The 16,861-nt window shown below is 58.3% G+C and carries 14 protein-coding genes; 9 read left to right on the top strand and 5 right to left on the bottom strand.

Annotated elements, in window-relative coordinates; translation table 11 throughout:
- Positions 1-376 precede the first annotated feature (376 nt).
- From RDQ42_RS07830 to RDQ42_RS07815, 4 genes are all read left to right on the top strand, one after another.
- Complete coding sequence (locus RDQ42_RS07830; protein WP_054332373.1) at positions 377-1,213, top strand: PHP domain-containing protein; 837 nt, start codon at positions 377-379, stop codon at positions 1,211-1,213.
- Between the two features lie 22 nt (positions 1,214-1,235).
- Entirely contained in the window at positions 1,236-1,490 is a 255-nt protein-coding gene (locus tag RDQ42_RS07825; protein WP_054332374.1) for a TIGR03905 family TSCPD domain-containing protein, read from the top strand.
- Positions 1,491-1,530: 40 nt separating this feature from the next.
- Entirely contained in the window at positions 1,531-2,121 is a 591-nt protein-coding gene (locus tag RDQ42_RS07820) for a hypothetical protein (RefSeq protein WP_054332375.1), read from the top strand.
- Positions 2,122-2,559: 438 nt separating this feature from the next.
- A complete protein-coding gene (locus RDQ42_RS07815) occupies positions 2,560-3,015 on the top strand; it encodes a hypothetical protein (RefSeq protein ID WP_054332376.1) in 456 nt (151 codons plus the stop codon).
- Between the two features lie 55 nt (positions 3,016-3,070).
- On the opposite strand, the gene RDQ42_RS07810 is transcribed toward RDQ42_RS07815, so the two are convergent.
- A complete protein-coding gene (locus RDQ42_RS07810; RefSeq protein ID WP_231358344.1) occupies positions 3,071-4,462 on the bottom strand; it encodes an MATE family efflux transporter in 1,392 nt (463 codons plus the stop codon).
- Positions 4,463-4,575: 113 nt separating this feature from the next.
- Positions 4,576-5,184 (bottom strand): DUF4364 family protein, encoded by a 609-nt coding sequence (locus RDQ42_RS07805; RefSeq protein ID WP_143117242.1) that lies wholly within the window; start codon positions 5,182-5,184, stop codon positions 4,576-4,578.
- 202 nt (positions 5,185-5,386) lie between these two features.
- Between RDQ42_RS07805 and RDQ42_RS07800 the strand changes: the two genes are divergently transcribed.
- From RDQ42_RS07800 to RDQ42_RS07790, 3 genes are all read left to right on the top strand, one after another.
- Positions 5,387-6,121 carry a VTT domain-containing protein gene (locus tag RDQ42_RS07800; protein ID WP_308588524.1) on the top strand — a complete coding sequence of 245 codons (735 nt, stop codon included), beginning with the start codon at positions 5,387-5,389 and terminating at the stop codon, positions 6,119-6,121.
- 15 nt (positions 6,122-6,136) lie between these two features.
- Entirely contained in the window at positions 6,137-6,754 is a 618-nt protein-coding gene (locus RDQ42_RS07795; RefSeq protein ID WP_308588523.1) for a DUF3885 domain-containing protein, read from the top strand.
- Positions 6,755-7,189: 435 nt separating this feature from the next.
- Positions 7,190-9,880 (top strand): cation-translocating P-type ATPase, encoded by a 2,691-nt coding sequence (locus tag RDQ42_RS07790; RefSeq protein ID WP_308588522.1) that lies wholly within the window; start codon positions 7,190-7,192, stop codon positions 9,878-9,880.
- 58 nt (positions 9,881-9,938) lie between these two features.
- Here RDQ42_RS07790 and RDQ42_RS07785 read toward each other — a convergent pair whose 3' ends face one another.
- The 3 genes from RDQ42_RS07785 to RDQ42_RS07775 are packed head-to-tail and all read right to left on the bottom strand — an operon-like array spanning position 9,939 to position 11,675.
- On the bottom strand, positions 9,939-10,937 hold the full coding sequence (locus RDQ42_RS07785) for a hypothetical protein (RefSeq protein WP_231358348.1): 999 nt from the start codon (positions 10,935-10,937) through the stop codon (positions 9,939-9,941).
- Positions 10,938-10,950: 13 nt separating this feature from the next.
- The gene (locus RDQ42_RS07780; RefSeq protein ID WP_071428358.1) at positions 10,951-11,238 is read right to left on the bottom strand and encodes a zinc-ribbon domain-containing protein; all 288 of its coding nucleotides are present in this window, start codon (positions 11,236-11,238) and stop codon (positions 10,951-10,953) included.
- 59 nt (positions 11,239-11,297) lie between these two features.
- Positions 11,298-11,675, bottom strand: a complete 378-nt coding sequence (locus tag RDQ42_RS07775; RefSeq protein WP_054332385.1) for an SdpI family protein — start codon at positions 11,673-11,675, stop codon at positions 11,298-11,300.
- 488 nt (positions 11,676-12,163) lie between these two features.
- Between RDQ42_RS07775 and RDQ42_RS07770 the strand changes: the two genes are divergently transcribed.
- Positions 12,164-13,660: a family 10 glycosylhydrolase gene (locus RDQ42_RS07770; protein ID WP_231358350.1), complete on the top strand. Its 1,497-nt coding sequence runs from the start codon at positions 12,164-12,166 to the stop codon at positions 13,658-13,660.
- Between the two features lie 55 nt (positions 13,661-13,715).
- Positions 13,716-16,861: N-acetylmuramoyl-L-alanine amidase (locus tag RDQ42_RS07765; protein ID WP_308588521.1), on the top strand; the 3,146-nt coding region annotated here is incomplete at its 3' end.

The raw sequence follows: 16,861 nt of genomic DNA, 5'->3' as shown, positions 1-16,861 counted from the left end.
ACCCGTGCTGCCCTACGTTAGGGAAAAAAGGAAAGGAGACAGGCAGGCCCTTGGCCACTGATTAGAAAATATTCCAATTTATGGATAGAAGCTGGGCGAACCACAAAAAACCATTGAACAAAGGGGAAAAAGTGTTGTATAATAAAACAATAGTTGCCGGTCCACACCCTGTCCCCCTGTGGACAAATGGGCCAGACAATGGTATAATTTTTGGGTACTTTGCACGGCATTGCCGCCGCAATCCAGCGGCGCCGGCCGGCCCTGAGACCGGGGTGGGGAAACCATCCGGCCTTGGGCGTAAAGTCCAAGAGGCCGCCCTCCCGCTGTCAAGACAGGATGGGGTGGCATCAATGATCTGTTCAAAGGAGGTGCAGAAATGATTGGAGACTTACACTGTCACACAAGACTGTCCGACGGGTCGATGAACATCGACGACGTGGTGTTCTACGCCAAACGGGCAGGCTTAGATTTTCTAGCGATTACCGACCACGATACCATGGCGGGCTGTACCCGCGCGGCCATCGTTGGCAACCGGATGGGGATTGGAATTATTCCCGGTGTGGAATTTTCCTGTTTTGACCCGTCCCGGGGCCGGAAGGTTCACCTGCTGTGCTACCAGCCGGAGAAGCCGGACCGATTGGAAGGGATCTGTTCCCGGACGACCGAGGCGCGCAACCGGGCCGGCATGGAGATGATCCAAAAGGTGATGCGCTATTACCCTGTGGCACAAGACCATGTGGGGCGGTACTCCTCCGGGAGCAAAGCGGTGTACAAAGCCCATATTCTGCACGCCCTGATGGATTTGGGCTATACCGACCGCATTTACGGCGACCTGTTCCAGGAGCTATTCGGCAAAGGGGGAACCTGCCGCGTCCCTTTTGAATATCCTGACGTAGAGAAGGTTGCCGCCACCGTCAAAGACGCCGGGGGCCTCGCTGTTTTGGCCCATCCGGCCAGCTACGATTCCTTTGATCTGTTGGACGAACTGGGGGCGAAGAACCTCCTGGACGGGGTGGAGCTCTATTACCCCGGCACATCGCCGGAGGATTTTGAGCGGATTGCCGCCTGTGCCAGAAAGTATGGGCTGATCACCACTGGGGGGAGCGATTTCCACGGGTATTACCACCCGCAGCCCAATCCCATCGCCTCGGCCATCACCGGGGAAGAGGCTTTGGGCCAGATTTTCCAGCGGAAAAAGAAATCCACAAAATAACCGATTGGGAGAGTACGACTACATGACCTATCACTATCGCCCGCACGGGGTGTGTTCCAAAGAGATTATTGTTGATTTGAATGAACAAGGCATTATTGAACGGGTAGACTTTATCAACGGCTGTCCCGGCAATCTGATCGGCATCGGCAAATTGGTGCAGGGGCAGAAAGCCGAAGATGTGATCCACCTGCTGCGCGGGGTGACCTGCGGCAACAAGCGGACATCCTGCCCGGATCAGCTGACCTACGCGCTGGAAGAGGCACTGGCCAATTCCTGACGCTTCAAAGGCCGTGCCGCAAGGAAAGGAATGAGACAAAATGAAAGAGGATAGCAAACGCTTCCTGTATTGGGAGGCCGAAGAGGATGACAGCGACATCAAAATAGCGGGCCAGGAGCCGATGCTGGAAGAGGATGCCGGGGATACCGCCGTTGCGGAGGAATACCTTCGGGAGCGGGAGAACGGCAACATTGAGCGGGCCCGGCAGCTGGGGCGGACCCTGGCCACCGAGCTGTTCGGCAGCGACGAGGTTCTCAACCTGGGGTATGACCGCAGCGAATCCCCTTTGGTGCTGGCCCAGCGGCGCATCCTGTTTTCCTTTGTGGCGGGGCGGGCCATTGACGAGCTCACCCCCAATTCCATCCTGGCGGACACGGCGGTCAGCGTATTTTACGATGTGATCAAGGAAAAACCGGTGGTCTATGGGGAGATCAACGACGCGGCGGCTATCTCCCTGTACATGCTCACCTCCCGTGCGCCGGGCCTGGACGCCTGTGCCGTGGGCCGGGTGTTTGCCAAGCTCTGCGGTCGGGAAGGGAGCCGCCTCTACGCCAAAATGGGGTCGGGGCTGTGCCTCTTTTACTACGACTGTATGAAACAGGCAATTGAGAAAACCGAGTTTGTCCAGTGATTCAACGTTCACAGCAGGCGGGGAACCCCCCGCCTGCTTCCTTTTGTTTGCATGGAGGGGGAAGTTGTGCTACAATAATCGCGAAGCGATTATTGGGAAGAAATCCCCTGTCAATTGCCACAGGTGGCGAACTGTGGCATTCGAAGAATCGCTGTCAGGGCGAACCCCTTCCCGCTACCCAGTGGCGGCGCAGTTCTTTAGAAAAGCTTAGGGGAGAACCCCGGCCGGGCCCTCAGAGGGCACTGAGCCGCAGAGTGCAGGCGGGGCTTCCGCCGGAGAAGGGCCCCTTCCAGCGGGAAGCGGGGAAACGTTTAAACGAGGCTGTGGAAGCTGGAAGAGAATCATTTTAAGCGGATAGAAAGCTGGAAACCTGCGGATAGGGCGGCAGATTCCGGCACTGCGGCAACTCTGGCCGCCCGTAAAAGCGGAGGAACACATTTGAAGAAAAAAGTTGTCATTTATTATCTGATTATCCGGTCGGCCGTCCGTTTGGGCGCCGCTGCCTTTCTAGCGTTGGATGGGGTGGTGGCGCTCCCTTATGCGGTCTATCTGCCAACGATAGCTATGGCCGCAGGGGAACTGGGGGTGACCGTCTGGTATTTCGCCAAATACATCACCCGCCAGAAGCTGGCTTTCGTCCTGGGATTGGATACCCTGCTGACCCTGTGGAATATCGTCGTCCTCTCAGTGATCCCCGTTTCGGTGAGCGCAGCAGAGACCATGGTCTGTGGCACCTTCCTGGATGTCCTCCTCAACCTGGTGCTGCTGGTGCTAGTGCTCAAGGGGAGAAAATATGTGGTCATCCAGGACCCCAAACCCCGCCGGACCCGCCGTGCCATCGAAGCCAAGCGGGCAAAAAAATCTGCGGGGACGCAGGATTCCCCCGAAATTTAAACAAAAAGCCGCGGCTTGGAACAAACCCAGGCCGCGGTCTTTTCATATTGTATTATTATGCTGCGGCCCGCTCCGCCCAATCGGAGCGGAAGAACCGGTGCAGGCTGATGATGCCCCGCACGTTGATGTCGACACACATGGCTATCCAAATGCCTGGAAGGCCCATGTCAAAGACATAGGTGAGGAGGAAGGCCAGGGGGATACGCACGGCCCACATCCCTAAAAAGCCGATATAGAACGGCCATTTGGAGTCGCCGGATCCCCGAAGCGCCCCGGCCACAATGGTTCCGGCGGCGGAGAGGGGCTGTGCCAGGGACTCGATTTTTAGGCAGAGGGCGCCCAGGGCGATAACTGCGGCATCGGCGGAAAAAATCCCCACCAGCTTGTCGGGGAAGAAGAAGAGGAGAAGGCCGGTCAAAGTGAGCATACCCATCCCCATAAAGGTTGCGATTTTACCGTACTGTCGGGCCCGGGAGGCATTTTTTGCCCCCACCGACTGCCCGACCAAAGTGGTCGCTGCATAGGAGAACCCGCCGCTGGGCAGGTAAGAGAGGGATTCCGCGGTGTTGGCCAAGGTATGGGCAGCCAACGCCACTGTCCCCAAGCCGGTGACCACCCGGGTGAAGATCAGCTGCCCCATGGTGATGATGCCCCGCTCCAAAAAGACGGGGATGCCTATGCCAGCCATCCGCCGCAGGATAAAAGGGTCGTCTTGGCGGCAGTCCCGCAGGCGGATCTGCAGGGGGCCTTTGCGGTGCAGTAGGGTTAGGACCATCAGCACCCCCACAAAGATGGCAGCGATGACCGATCCCACCGCTGCACCGGCCACCCCTATGCCCGCGCCCCAAATGGTGAAGGTGCGCCCAAAAAGGGCGACGGTGCGGGTGGGGAAGATGAACAGGGTGTTGAAGAGGATGTTGACCAGGTTGGACAGGGCGTTGAGGACCATGGGGGTCTTCATATCCCCGGTGCAGCGGAGGATGGCGGAGAACACCATGCCGAACAGCTGGAAGGGGAGGGCCATGCAGAAGATCCGCAGGTAGAGCCCGGCATCCCCTAGGATTTCTGGCGCGCCGCCCATCAGCCGGGGGATCAGGGGGGCAATGAGCATGGTGGCCCCCATTAAAAGGATGCCGAGAAAGGCGCAGAATCGGACTGCCTGGCGCACCACCTTGCGGGCAGAATCCATGTCCTGGGCGCCAGTGTACTGGGCCACCTGGACGGCGAAACCGGTGCTCACCGCATTGAGCAGGCCGCCGATCAGCCAGATGGACGAGGTGTTGATCCCCACCGCAGCGGTGGCATTGGCCCCCAGGGAGCCCACCATGGCAGTGTCCACATATTGGACAGCGGTGAACAGGATCTGTTCTAAGATGGCGGGCCAGGAGAGAAGGAATACCGTGCGGACCGGGTTTTTGCTGCCTAGGATGTCGTGTTGGTTTGCCATGGGTAGAAAATCCTCCATTGTCGCATTTTTTATGGTGAGGGCGAGAAAAAAAGATCCCCATTGAAGCGCCGCACTTCAAGAGGAACCTTTTTTACGTCGGCGGGAGAGGCCGGCTATTCTTCCAACGTCTCCTGCAATATGGTGTGGACGGTGTGCTCATCCCCGGTGACCAAGGCGATGATCCCCCGGTAAAAGATGGTGGGGTCGCACAAGAACCGCTTTTTGATCTGTTCGCATTCTTTTTCGGTGGGCACAAAGAGGGAGAGATTCAGCAGGTCGCTTCCGATGTCGGAAATGCACAGGGAGAGCCGGTACCCGTCGGAGACCTTTTCAATCTTGACCTGGTTTTCCTTTTCAATCCGCTGGCGCAGGTAGTATTCCTCCGCGGCGCGCATGGATTTTTCCCGCACCGAAAGGGGGATGTTCTTTTCAAAGGTGCGGGCGGTTTTCACCCCCAAGTCGCTGAGGCGGAACCGCTGTTCCCCCTCCCCTTGGGAAATGTCTACAATATGGCCGGAGGAGAGGAGTTCGCTGATGGCCTCGGCGTATTCAAAATAATTTGCCAAGCCCTCGCTCTGCAGGATATAATTGATCTCAGAGAAGGTCATGTGCCGTTTGATCTTTTCCAAGATGTAGCATACCAGAATTTTGATTTCATAGTCATTGGTCAGTCCGCCTGGGTCAATCCCAGCGGTAAAGGCGTTGTTCTGCAATCTGTTCACCCCTTCCTTCCAAGTTGATGGTTCTCCCTTATTTTACACGAAATCCGGAGAAATGAAAAGGGTGAAACGAAAGATATCCGTACGGTTGCCGTCACAATTTAGCCACAACTGCCTGGTATAGTAAATAGGACGGGAAGATCCTGCCAACAGAAGGCAATCTGCCCCACAATACAAATGTTTTAAAGCATGAGGTGCCCCTACTATGGAACAGAAACCAGCCCCTGCCAACCCCAAAATTGCAACCATTAAAATCGCCTGTATTGCGGCAGCTTTGGTGCTGATGGCAATTATCACGATACAAGTCCTGCCGCTGATGCGGATGCTCTCCCAGCCCAACGGCCAGCAGCAATTCCAGCTGTGGATTGATTCCCTGGGCTTTTGGGGCTGGTTTGTTCTCTTGGGCATCCAGATGATGCAGATCATCGTCGCATTCATCCCCGGCGAGCCGGTGGAGATTGTCTCCGGCATGCTGTATGGGGCGGTGGGGGGATTCCTCACCTGTGAACTGGGCATCCTCCTGGGATCGGTGGCCATCTTCTATGCGGTCCGGGCCTTTGGCCGCCCGCTGATCACCGCCTTTATCCCCGAGGAGAAGTTGGCCAGCTATTCCTTTTTGCACAACGCCAAAAAGCTGGAACGGCTGACCTTTATCCTCTTTTTCCTGCCAGGCACACCCAAAGACGTGCTGACCTATGTAGCGGGGCTGACCCCAATCTCCCCCTTTAAGTTTTTGGCGATCGCCACCTTTGCCCGCGTTCCAACGGTGTTTTCCTCCACCTGGGCGGGCTCTACTATGATGGAGGGCAACTGGGAGATGACCGTCCTGATTTTCTTGGTCATCGGCGGCATCAGCCTGCTGGGAATCTGGGCCCACAACCGCCTGATGGCCAGAGCCGGAAGGGGGAATCCCCGGGAAGGGGAGGCCCAGCAGCCCTAAAAGGAGGGACATGCCATGCACGACGTCAACCGGTGTATCCGTGCAGTAGGGCTTGAGGGACTTTCCCCGCCCATCTTTTACCAGTGCCCTGTCGCCCTGCGATTTGAAATTGGGGATCCGGCCCTCGGCCCCTATGATGGGGGCCGCCTGTCGTCTGTTTATGCAGCCGGGGCACTTCTGCGGGCCAAAACCTTATTTGAGGCGCTGCCGGGGCGTTTTGACCGCCTGGTGTGGGACACCTATCCCCAAGAGGGGCAGGCTGCGCGCCAGCTCCGGGCATTTCGCCGCCGGGCCGGAGCACCGGCGCCCCAGGAGGAGGTGTTCCAGATTCTCCAGGGGGAGGAGGCCGTTCAAAAAGTCACCTACTGCTGGGATCTGGTCTGTCAGCCAATCCAGTGGGAAGTGCTGCTGGGGGAGATTATCGCTGCCGACCTGGGGGGATTTGCCCCGCTGGCTTCATCGGTTTATTTTCTCAACACCCGAGAAAACATCCTCTACCATCTTTATGACGACCGGGGGCTGGACATCGCCGCCGAGAAGCGGGAATCCCTGCTGCCCCTCTATCGCCAGTTCTCCGCCTGGCTGCTTCCATACGACTGGGGGAGAATGGAAGAGACCTTTGGCACCCGATGATAAAAACCCCTGCTGCCGGAAGAAATTCCGGCCTTTTTTATGCCCAAACCGGGGAATCCCCCAGCCTCTCCTTGTAGGGCGCCTAGCACCCCAACAAGATTCCATCTTGGAATTGGTGTGTGGGGGTACGCCCCCCACGTTCGCGCAATCTTTTTTATTATAAAAAAGATTGACAAAAACCACGTTTAAGAGGGGCCGAACTACACGAGGCACAGTTGAAGTCAGTACGGTCAGCGTTAGCTGACTGTGCCCCCTTAAAGATTCCCCTGCTCTTGGGTGAGATCATTTCCTTATCTTGGGATTTCTGGCACCTTCCCTGAAACGATTGACTCCTCCCTCCTAAAAAAGCATCCCCGAAAAAGACAAGCAGGTATAATTTGTCCACTTCCTTCATACCTATTGCTAAACAAAGTTTTGGATAAAGGAAGTGTTAGGATGCCGCAAAAACTGTTGGAACAGGAGGGCCTCACCTCCAAAGAGGCGCAGAAACGGCTGCTGGAATATGGGGAAAACACCCTGTCCGCCAAAAAGAAGAGCGGGCCCCTCAAGATATTCTTGGGGCAGTTCCGGGATTTAATGGTGATCATCCTGCTGATCTCCACCGTGCTGTCGGTGATGATGGGGGAGATCACCGAGGCCATCACCATTATTGCCATTGTTCTTTTAAATGCAGTATTGGGGTTTGTACAGGAATACCGCACCGAAAAAACCCTGGAAGCCCTCAAGGAGATGGCTGCCCCCGCTGCCCAGGTGGTCCGGGATGGGGAAGTGGTCTCGGTCCCCGCCTCCCAGATGGTGGTGGGGGATGTATTCCTTCTCAAGGCCGGGGACCGGGTTCCGGCGGATGCTCTCATCCTCTCCTCCACCAACCTGTACGCCGATGAATCGCTGCTCAGCGGGGAATCGGAACCGGTGGAAAAACACCCGGCCAAGACCTTGGAGACCGACTTCGGACCCGGCAAACTGGAGGCAGTCTACATGGGTACGGTGATCACCAAAGGCCGGGGTAAGGCCATTGCGGCGGCCACCGGCATGGAGAGTGAAATGGGCAAGATCGCCGGCATGCTGGACGACATCGAGGAGGACCCCACGCCTTTGCAGCTGAAATTGGACCAGCTGGGCAAAATTGTGGCCATCGGCTGCGTGGGCATCTGCGCGGCAGTGTCGGTGGCCGGCATCCTGCGGGGAGAAAACCTCTTTGATATGATTATCACCGGGATCTCCCTGGCGGTGGCCGCGGTGCCGGAGGGTCTGCCCGCCATCGTCACCATCTCGTTGGCCTTGGCAGTGCGGCGGATACTGAAGCGCAACGCCTTGGTGCGCAAGCTCCATGCGGTGGAGACGCTGGGCTGTGCCAATGTGATCTGCTCCGACAAGACCGGCACCCTCACCGAAAACAAAATGACCGTCCGGGAGGTGGTCACCCCAGACCGGCGGTTGACGGTAGCTGGTGAGAACTACGCCGACAGCGCTTTTTTTGAGGACGGCAAGAAGTTTGAGGCCGTCTCTCACCAAGGGCTGATGAGCCTTTTGGAAATTGCCGCCTTCTGCAACAACGCCACCGCTTCCCGGGAGAAGGGGGGCTTCGGCCTGAAGGAGCGGTGGCAGACCACTGGGGAACCCACCGAGGCGGCCATCCAGGTATTGGCGGCCAAGGCAGGGGTTATTCCCCAGGAACTGCGCTGGTTCCGGGAGCGGGAAATCCCCTTTGATTCCGACCGCAAGATGATGACGGTGGTGGGCGGCATGGGCAGCCGGCACCGGGTATTTACCAAAGGTGCGCCGGACATCCTCCTAGGCCGCTGTACCCGCTACCAGGATGAGCGGGGGGTCCACCCCTTAAACGAGGGGGTGCGCTCCCGCATCCTCAAAGAGAACAACCGGATGGCAGAAACCGCACTGCGGGTGTTGGGATTTGCTTACCGGGATGCCTCTTCCATCCAGGGCAACTTGGAGGAGGACCTGATCTTTGTGGGCTTGGCCGGGATGATCGATCCGCCCCGCCCTGAGGCAAAAGCCGCGGTGGAGAAGTGCCGCCGGGCCAAAATCCGGCCGGTGATGATCACCGGGGACCACATCCTCACCGCCTGTGCCATCGCCAAGGATTTGGGCATCCTTCGGGAGGGGGATTTGACCCTCACCGGCAAAGAGCTGGATGAGATGAGCGACGAGGCCCTTGACCGAGTGGTGGCCAAGGTCTCGGTTTTCTCCCGGGTGAACCCTGGCCACAAACTGCGGATCGTCCGCGCCCTGAAAAAGCGGGGGGATATTGTGGCCATGACCGGCGATGGGGTCAACGACGCCCCCGCCATCAAGGAGGCCAACATCGGGGTGGCCATGGGAGGCGGCACCGATGTCACCAAGGAGGCGTCCTCCATCATCCTGTTGGACAACAACTTCGCCACCCTGGTGGCTGCCATTGAAGAGGGCCGGGTGATCTATCAAAACATCCGCAAGTTTATCCGGTACCTTTTGTCCTGCAACATCGGCGAGGTGGTCACCATGTTTGTGGGGATGCTCATGGGCATGCCGGTGGTTTTGACCCCCATCCAAATCCTGCTGGTCAACCTGGTCACCGACGGCCTGCCCGCCATGGCCTTGGGCATGGATCCAGCACAGGACGACGTGATGGAGCTCTCCCCCCGCAGCTCGGAGGAATCTATCTTCTCCGGCGGCCTATTGGGCACCATCGTCTTCCGGGGGATGCTCATCGGCCTGACCACCCTCTCTATGTTTGTGGCCTTTTACCGGCTGTACGGCGGGGTGGAAGCCGCCCGCACCGGCGCCCTGATGACCTTGATTGTCGCCCAGCTTTTCCATGTGTTTGAATGCAAGTCAGAGACCCACAGCCTGTTCGGCGTCCCCTTTTTCAACAACAAGAAGCTGATCGGCGCGGTGATGGTCTCCGGAGGGATCGCCTTCCTGGCGTCGGAAAACACCTGGATGCGGGCCATCTTCCAGACGATCCCTCTGACTCTGAACCAGTGGCTGCTGGTGCTGGGGGCCAGTTTGATCGCCCCGATTCTGTCGGCGCTGCTCCTCAAGCTGGGCCGGGAAAAGCCCCTGGAAAACCCCGTCCCCATGAAGACGGTGCGGATTCCCCGGTCGGATTCCTTCGGCGGTTAAAAACCGGTTCAAATCAATCAAAAACCCCGGGAAGCGCCTTCCCGGGGTTTGCTGTTTCTTATGATGTGGGAGAGGGATCACTTCCAGATTCTTGCCGGGCGGGGTATTCCTCCAGGATGGTACGGGCTTGGGCGGTGAGCCCAGGCGAAAGGGAGAAAGGGTATACTTCTGGCTTAGATCTCAATGATTCCTCGATCGTTTTATTCCGCAAATCGGTTTCTGAAAGGGACATGGTAGCCTTGTGGTACCCCTCTAATTCAAAGTTGAGGTAAACTGAATGGGTGAAGGTGAGGGGCAGGGATCCCTCCTCGATTTTCAGATAGTCCCCCAGTTTGGCGGTCAGATGGAGGTTGCAGAAATCCATCTCTAAGACAGAGCCGGGATAGGTCCGGCCGTTTTCCACTGGGCTTTCCCGGTCCGCGGAGGCATAGGCCTGCCGCAAGAGCGATTCCAGTTCTGGGTGCGCCTGGGAAAGTTCTGAAAGGGGGAGCTCCAAGGAGTGGGCAAAGGCCCCATCCTTTTGGGCCTCTACCAGGATGGTGCCAACGGCAAAGGGGTCCTCCTCCTGGGGAAGAGGGGCATTCCCCACCACCGGGGCAAACCGGTAACAGGCATCCTCACCGGCGGGGAGACGGAAGAGGAACCGGGTTTCCCCCTCCACCGAGAGGGGCAGGCCGTCCATCCACCGGCCATCCGGCGATACCAGCACTGCTAGGCCGGCACCTTCTAGGCTCTCGGGCAAGCCGAAATAATAGACGGTTCCATTCACCGTGCAGGCGGGGGAGACGCCCCGGTTGCCGGGGTAATCCTGGACCCAGACGCCCAGGCGTTTGACATAGGCCAGCGGGGCGGGACCGTTTTCAGTGGGGAAGAAATACAGCTGGAAGGAATCGTCCGCGTACACCAACTCCGCCCCGGCGTCTTGTTTGACGGCCGCCCTCTGGGGATCCAGGGAGACAGGGCGCAGCTCCCCGCCCTGGAAGAGGGCGTATTTCAGGCAGGCCATGGCGGTGATAACAGAAACAGCAAGGGCAGTGGAGCGGTATTTTTTCAGCATACGATTTCCTCCTTCACCGGCGGATGGGGGCCAAATCCATCCGGGAGATGGTGACCACCCCTTCCGCCTCCGCCTGGGCACCCTTCTCCGGGCCCAGTTCATAGATCGAAGCGCACTGGGGGCAAACTGCCGCATAGTGGATGTGAAACTTCTTCAGCGGCAGGAAGAACAGGTGGAAGCAATTGTATTGTTTGCTGACGTGGAAGGGGGATTGGCCGCCGCAGCCCGGGCAGGAACAGCCCTTGGCGATGCCGCAGTAATCCACCTTGCCATCGATTCCGGCAAGACCCACAAAAAACATGGCAGTTTCCTCCTTGATTCAAAGAAGGCGCAGGGGAGATGCCCCGGCGCCGGATTATTTTATCTTCGCCGGCCGTCTTCGTCAAAAGTGCGCCGCAGGGCCCATTCGGTGGGGAAGATGGACGCCACCAACATGACGCACTGCATCAGCGAGAGGATGGCGCCGGTCCTGCCCACGGCGGGGACCCCTTTGTCCAGGGTGGAGAGCATCACCGCCAGGGAAAAGAAGGCCAAGGTGATCCCCCAACGCCGCCAGATCCGGCCGCAGTGCCGGTGGGCGAATTTCCAAGTGTCCTCGTTTTTCATTGACCGGGCGGTCCGGTAGCCAAACATGCTGTTGACCTGCCTGGGGCCGCCTTTGAGAAAATAGTTCCCAAGCCCCACCATGATGAGGGGGAGAAGGAGTTCCATCGAGGTCATAAATACCCAAAAGCCCATCGCATATCCTCCTTAGGCATCCCGGCAGGGGGAGCGGTTTTGCCAGCTTGCCGGGAGAACAGGGAACTTGCAGGCGCTGTGGCCGGCAACAGTAAGGCGGTACAAACGCCGCTAATTTTATAGTAGAGAAAATACAGAATTTGTCAAGGGGAAGGGGAAATCTCTTGCAACAAAATGCGGCAGAATTCCCCACTAAGCTATTGACCCGATTTCCAAATCAGTGTAAAATTGATCTAGTTTCCATTGTGCAGTTTGGATAAATTTTAATGGGAAACCCTCCCTTTTGCATCGCAAATTGAATGTCCCAGGTCTTTGGGAGCTTTTTTGCGGCATAAAATGGGAAAACCAAGGAGCCTATGCTGCCCCAGCCGCCCTGCGGATGAGGGCTTGGAAGATTGGATTTAAACCACCAGCGCCAACCGATGGTCCTGCCGCACCAGGCCCGCCCAGGCGCTGATTTTGGGTGCGGAGAAACGGCGGTTTTGTGGATGGGCAAACGAATGATAGCGGCGCTGTTGTCCTGCGCCATACTGGTATCGCTGGCCGGATGCGGCCAAAAACCCAAGGAGCCAGAGATGGTCACCTCCTCCGGGGTGCTGGAGCTGCGGGAGAATTCCCCCAGCGAAGAGCCCGAGGTCGATTATGAGCCGGAAAGCCCCAGCGCCAATGAGGATCTGCCCTTGTCGCCTTCCTCTTTGGCGGCGAGCTCCTCCCAGCCAGAGGTGTCCAGTTCCAGCCAGCCGGCAGAGAGTTCCTCCGGACCAGCCTCTTCCGCGCCTTCTGTGGTGGAAAGCTCTTCCAGCACGGTCAGTTCTCTGGCGGTCTCCTCCAGCGAGCCGGAGAAAGAACCTCCCCAAAATAATTACCAGAGCACGGCGGTCTCCGGGGAGGTGCGGGCCATCTGGATCTCTTACTTAGACTTCAACAGCCTGTTAAAGGGGAGGACCCAGGCCCAGTTCACCGCCAACATCCAGGGCGCCTTTGACAACATCAAAGAGATGGGCCTCAACACCGTTTTTGTCCAGGTGCGCCCTTATGGGGACGCCCTTTATGATTCGGATTATTTCCCCTGGTCTCACACCATCACCGGGACCGAGGGGGTCAACCCAGGCTACGACCCCCTGGCGATCATGGTCAAGGAGGCCCACGCCCGCGGCCTTTCCATCGAGGCGTGGATCAACCCCTACCGGGTGCGCCACAGCGGCACCACGGCGGCCCTTTCCAGCGACAACCAGGCTCAGAAATGGCTTAGTGCCGGCAGCGATTCAGTGGTGAAAACCGCGGTGGGCATCTATTACAACCCCGGCAGCGAGGAGGCCCGCCAGCTGATCGTGGACGGGGTGAAGGAGATCGTGGCCAACTACAATGTGGACGGCATCCACTTCGACGATTATTTCTACCCCACCACCGACGCCTCCTTTGACAGCGGCACCTACGCCGCTTACCAGAATTCCGGCGGCACCCTCTCCCTGGCCGACTGGCGGCGGGAGAACGTCAACATCCTGGTGCGGCAGACCTACGCGGCGATCAAGTCCATCAACCCTTCGGTCAAATTCGGCATCAGCCCCCAGGGCAATATGAGCAACAACTACAACGTCCAGTATTCCGATGTGGCCAAGTGGATTTCCACCAGCGGGTATGTGGACTACATCTGCCCCCAGGTGTACTTTGGGTTCCAGAACAGCACCAACCCCTACGACGCCACCGTACAGAAGTTTAACGGGATGATCACCGCCCCGGGGGTGGATCTGTACGTGGGCCTGGCCCCTTACAAGATCGGCACCGAGGACACTTGGGCCGGGGAAGGCAAAAACGAATGGATCAACGGGGAAAACATCTTGGCCCGGATGGTGGGCAGCGCCCGGAAGAACGGCCATTACAAAGGGTTTGCTTTGTACCGTTACGATTCGGTGTTTGCGCCGGCAGCAGGGGTGAAAGCCCAGGTGGAGGCCGAGCTCTCCAACCTAATGGATGTGTTAAACTAAGGACGCAGAAAGCAGAGGGAAAACCGTGGCAAATTTCTACAAGGACACAAAAAAAATGCTCAAACTGCTTTTGGGCGTCCTCTTGGCGCTGACGGCGGCCATCGGCTTGTTCGCCGCCGTCCGCACCGGGGCGCTGTCCCGGTGGGCGGAGGGTTTTTCCAAAAAGCAGGAGAGCTCTTCGTCGGTCACCGCACCATCCCAGGGGGGGAGTTCCTCCCAGCCGGAGGGGACGGTGCTCACCCCGCCGGGGAATGGGGAAGAGACCCCCATCGACCGCACCGAGGGCGGCAGCCCGTCTGAGGAAACCCCCATCTACTTCAACCGCCCCTCCGAGATGCGGGCAGTGTACCTCACCGCCGGGGTGGATTTCCTGTCGGACGGAGACCTCTCCGCCGACAAGGTGCAGGGGGACATTGACAAAGCGCTGCAAAACGCCAAGGATCTGTCGATGAACTCGGTGATTGTCAACCTCACCACTGGGGGGAAGGCCATCTATTTTGGCACCACAGCCCCCGCGGTGGAAACGGATTTTGACGTCCTGGATTACCTGCTGAAAAAAGCCAAGGAGATGGGCTTTTACACCTATGTCCGGTATGATGTTTTGACCCTTCCGGGGGAGAGCGGTTTCGCCCCCGCCCAGGAGGTGGACAACCAGACGGTCAACCTGCTGGAGGATTCCATCAAGCGGCTGGTGACCGGCTACCAGATGGACGGCCTCTTGCTGGACGACTACTACAACCCCTATGGGGAAGACAGTTACACCCAGTACTTGAAACACGGCGGTGGCATAGGGTATGAGAATTACATGCGCGGCCTGTCGGAGATGGTGTTTTCTGCGGCATCCCGCACTGTGCGGGAGAATGCACCTCAGGTCCAGGTGGGCATGCTGACCGAAGCGGTTTGGGAAAACCGGCCCGCCCAGCCCGATGGCTCCCAGACCAGCGCCAGCTTCACCGCCTTGGGCACCGGCAATGCGGACAACCTCTCCTACGCCCAAAAGGGCCTGGTTGATTTTGTAGCGGTCAAGGCGTTTGGCGCCACAACCGACCCTGCCGCCCCTTTTGGCACAGTGGTCTCCTGGTGGGCGGAGCAGCTGTCCGACTACGACCTGCCCTTCTACGTGGTTCACGCAGCAGACAAGGCTGTCACCGACAACCCCGGCTGGGGCCAGTACGACCAGATGGTCAAACAGCTGGTGGCCGCAGACAATGTGGTCGGCTTTGACGGGAGTATCTACAACTCTCTGGGCCGGATGCTGGAGGACCCGGAGGGGAGCTTCACCAAAGTCAAGGAGTATTACAGCAAGGAGATCAATCTGAAACATGTGCTGACCGAGCTGGCAGTAACCAAGCCTGCCCAGACCACCTACAGCACCTTTGAGAAGACGGTCACCTTTATGGGTGCCTCCGACCCCAATGTGGAGGTCACCATCAATGGGGAGCGGATCTCCACCGATCAAAACGGTTACTTCACTGTCCAGCGGGACTTAGCCCCAGGGGAAAACAAATTTGTCATCGTCCACAAGGGCCGGACCATCACTTATAACATCACCCGCAAGGTGGTCATCATCAAAGAGGTCAAGCCGGAAGGCACCTTGACGGTGGATGGCAACATGAAAATCACCATCTCGGCTATCGCCTATGAGGACGCCAATGTCTATGCGGTGGTGGGTGGTCAAACTATCGGGATGAGCAAAGTCCAAACTGAGGACGATTCCACCGAGAAGGACACCTCCTACGCCCGGTTTGAAGGCACCTATACCGCCCCGGCAGCCACCAATGCGGTGCAGACCATCGGCAACATCGTGGTTTACGGCGAGTGGCAGGGGGTGCCGACCCAGAGCAAGCAAGGCGCCATGGTCAAGGTCAACAAAAAGACGGTCATTGCCGACGGCAAGCCGGTGCGGGTCACCGCCACCCAGGCGGAGACCTTCCCCACCTCGGTCATCGACGACTACTCCGACCCCAGCTATTTCCCCTTGCCCCAGGGAACCATCGACTACACTGTGGGAGATGAGCTCATCTACAAGGACGGCGACCGCACCTTCTCCTACTACAAGCTGGCTTCCGGTGTGCGGGTGTACACCAAGGATATCACCGCCATCTCCGAGAGCGAAGGGGTGGGGAACAACAGCATCAACGGCATCACCGTCACCGCCGATGGAAATTACACCAAGGTGATTTTAGCCACCCAGCAGAAGGTCTCCTACCGGGCTACCTATACGGGAAGCAGCTTCAACATCGCCTTTAACTACACCACTTCGGTGCCGGGGTCGATGAATTTGAACAAAAACCCCTTGTTCAGCGCGGCCAACTGGTCGGGCGCCACCTTGCAGCTGCCCCTCAAGCAGAACGGGCGGTTCATCGGCTACAAGGCCTATTATGACGACGACGGCAACCTGGTCTTCCGATTTAACAACCCGCCCGGAGGACTCTCCGGGGCGCGGATTGTGGTGGACCCTGGGCATGACACCTCCGACCCCGGGACACTCGGGTTCCTGCCTGCCTACCCAGAGAGGGTGATCAATGCCGCCATCGGCGAGCTGGTGGCGGATGAGCTCCGGTCCCGCGGTGCTTCGGTTTACCTGATCCAGAGCGCCAGCCAGAAGGTCACCTTGGCCAACCGGGTGGAGCAGGGCCGCTCCTACAACGCCCATGTGCTGGTGAGCATCCACGGCAACTCCGCCCCCAGCGATGCCAAGGGGAGTGAGGCATACTACTTCAACCCCTACTCCAAAAACCTGGCCTCCCAGGCTGCCAACGCGGTGAGCAGCGCCTTGGGCACCACCAACCGGGGCGGCAAGTTTGGGTATTACTATGTTACCCGCGACCCCCAGTTTGCCTCTACTTTGATTGAGACCGGTTTCCTCTCCAACGAACGGGAGTACCGCAAGCTGATCGACGAGGAGTACCAAGCACAGATCGCCAGCGGCATCGCCGACGCAGTGGATTCCTATCTCCGGTCCATGGGCTCTGGCTCGGGGACCGGCACCCAGACAAACGGCGATGTCTCATCGGTGGGCAACTCGGGCAGCAGCTCCGACGGGGGCGGGGAGGTCACCGGGGTGAGCCTCAATAAAAACAGCCTCACCCTGCAAAAGGGCAAGACCGCCCAGCTTTCCGCAGAGGTGATGCCCTCCGATGCCGACAACACCGACGTCTTGTGGGAGTCGGACGACGAAGAGGTGGCCACCGTCAGCCA

The organism is uncultured Merdimmobilis sp., assembly GCF_902471145.1.
In the GTDB taxonomy this organism is placed as follows: domain Bacteria; phylum Bacillota; class Clostridia; order Oscillospirales; family Ruminococcaceae; genus Merdimmobilis; species Merdimmobilis hominis.
Note: the sequence above shows the minus strand (reverse complement) of the source record. Positions and strands in the feature narration are given on the sequence as shown.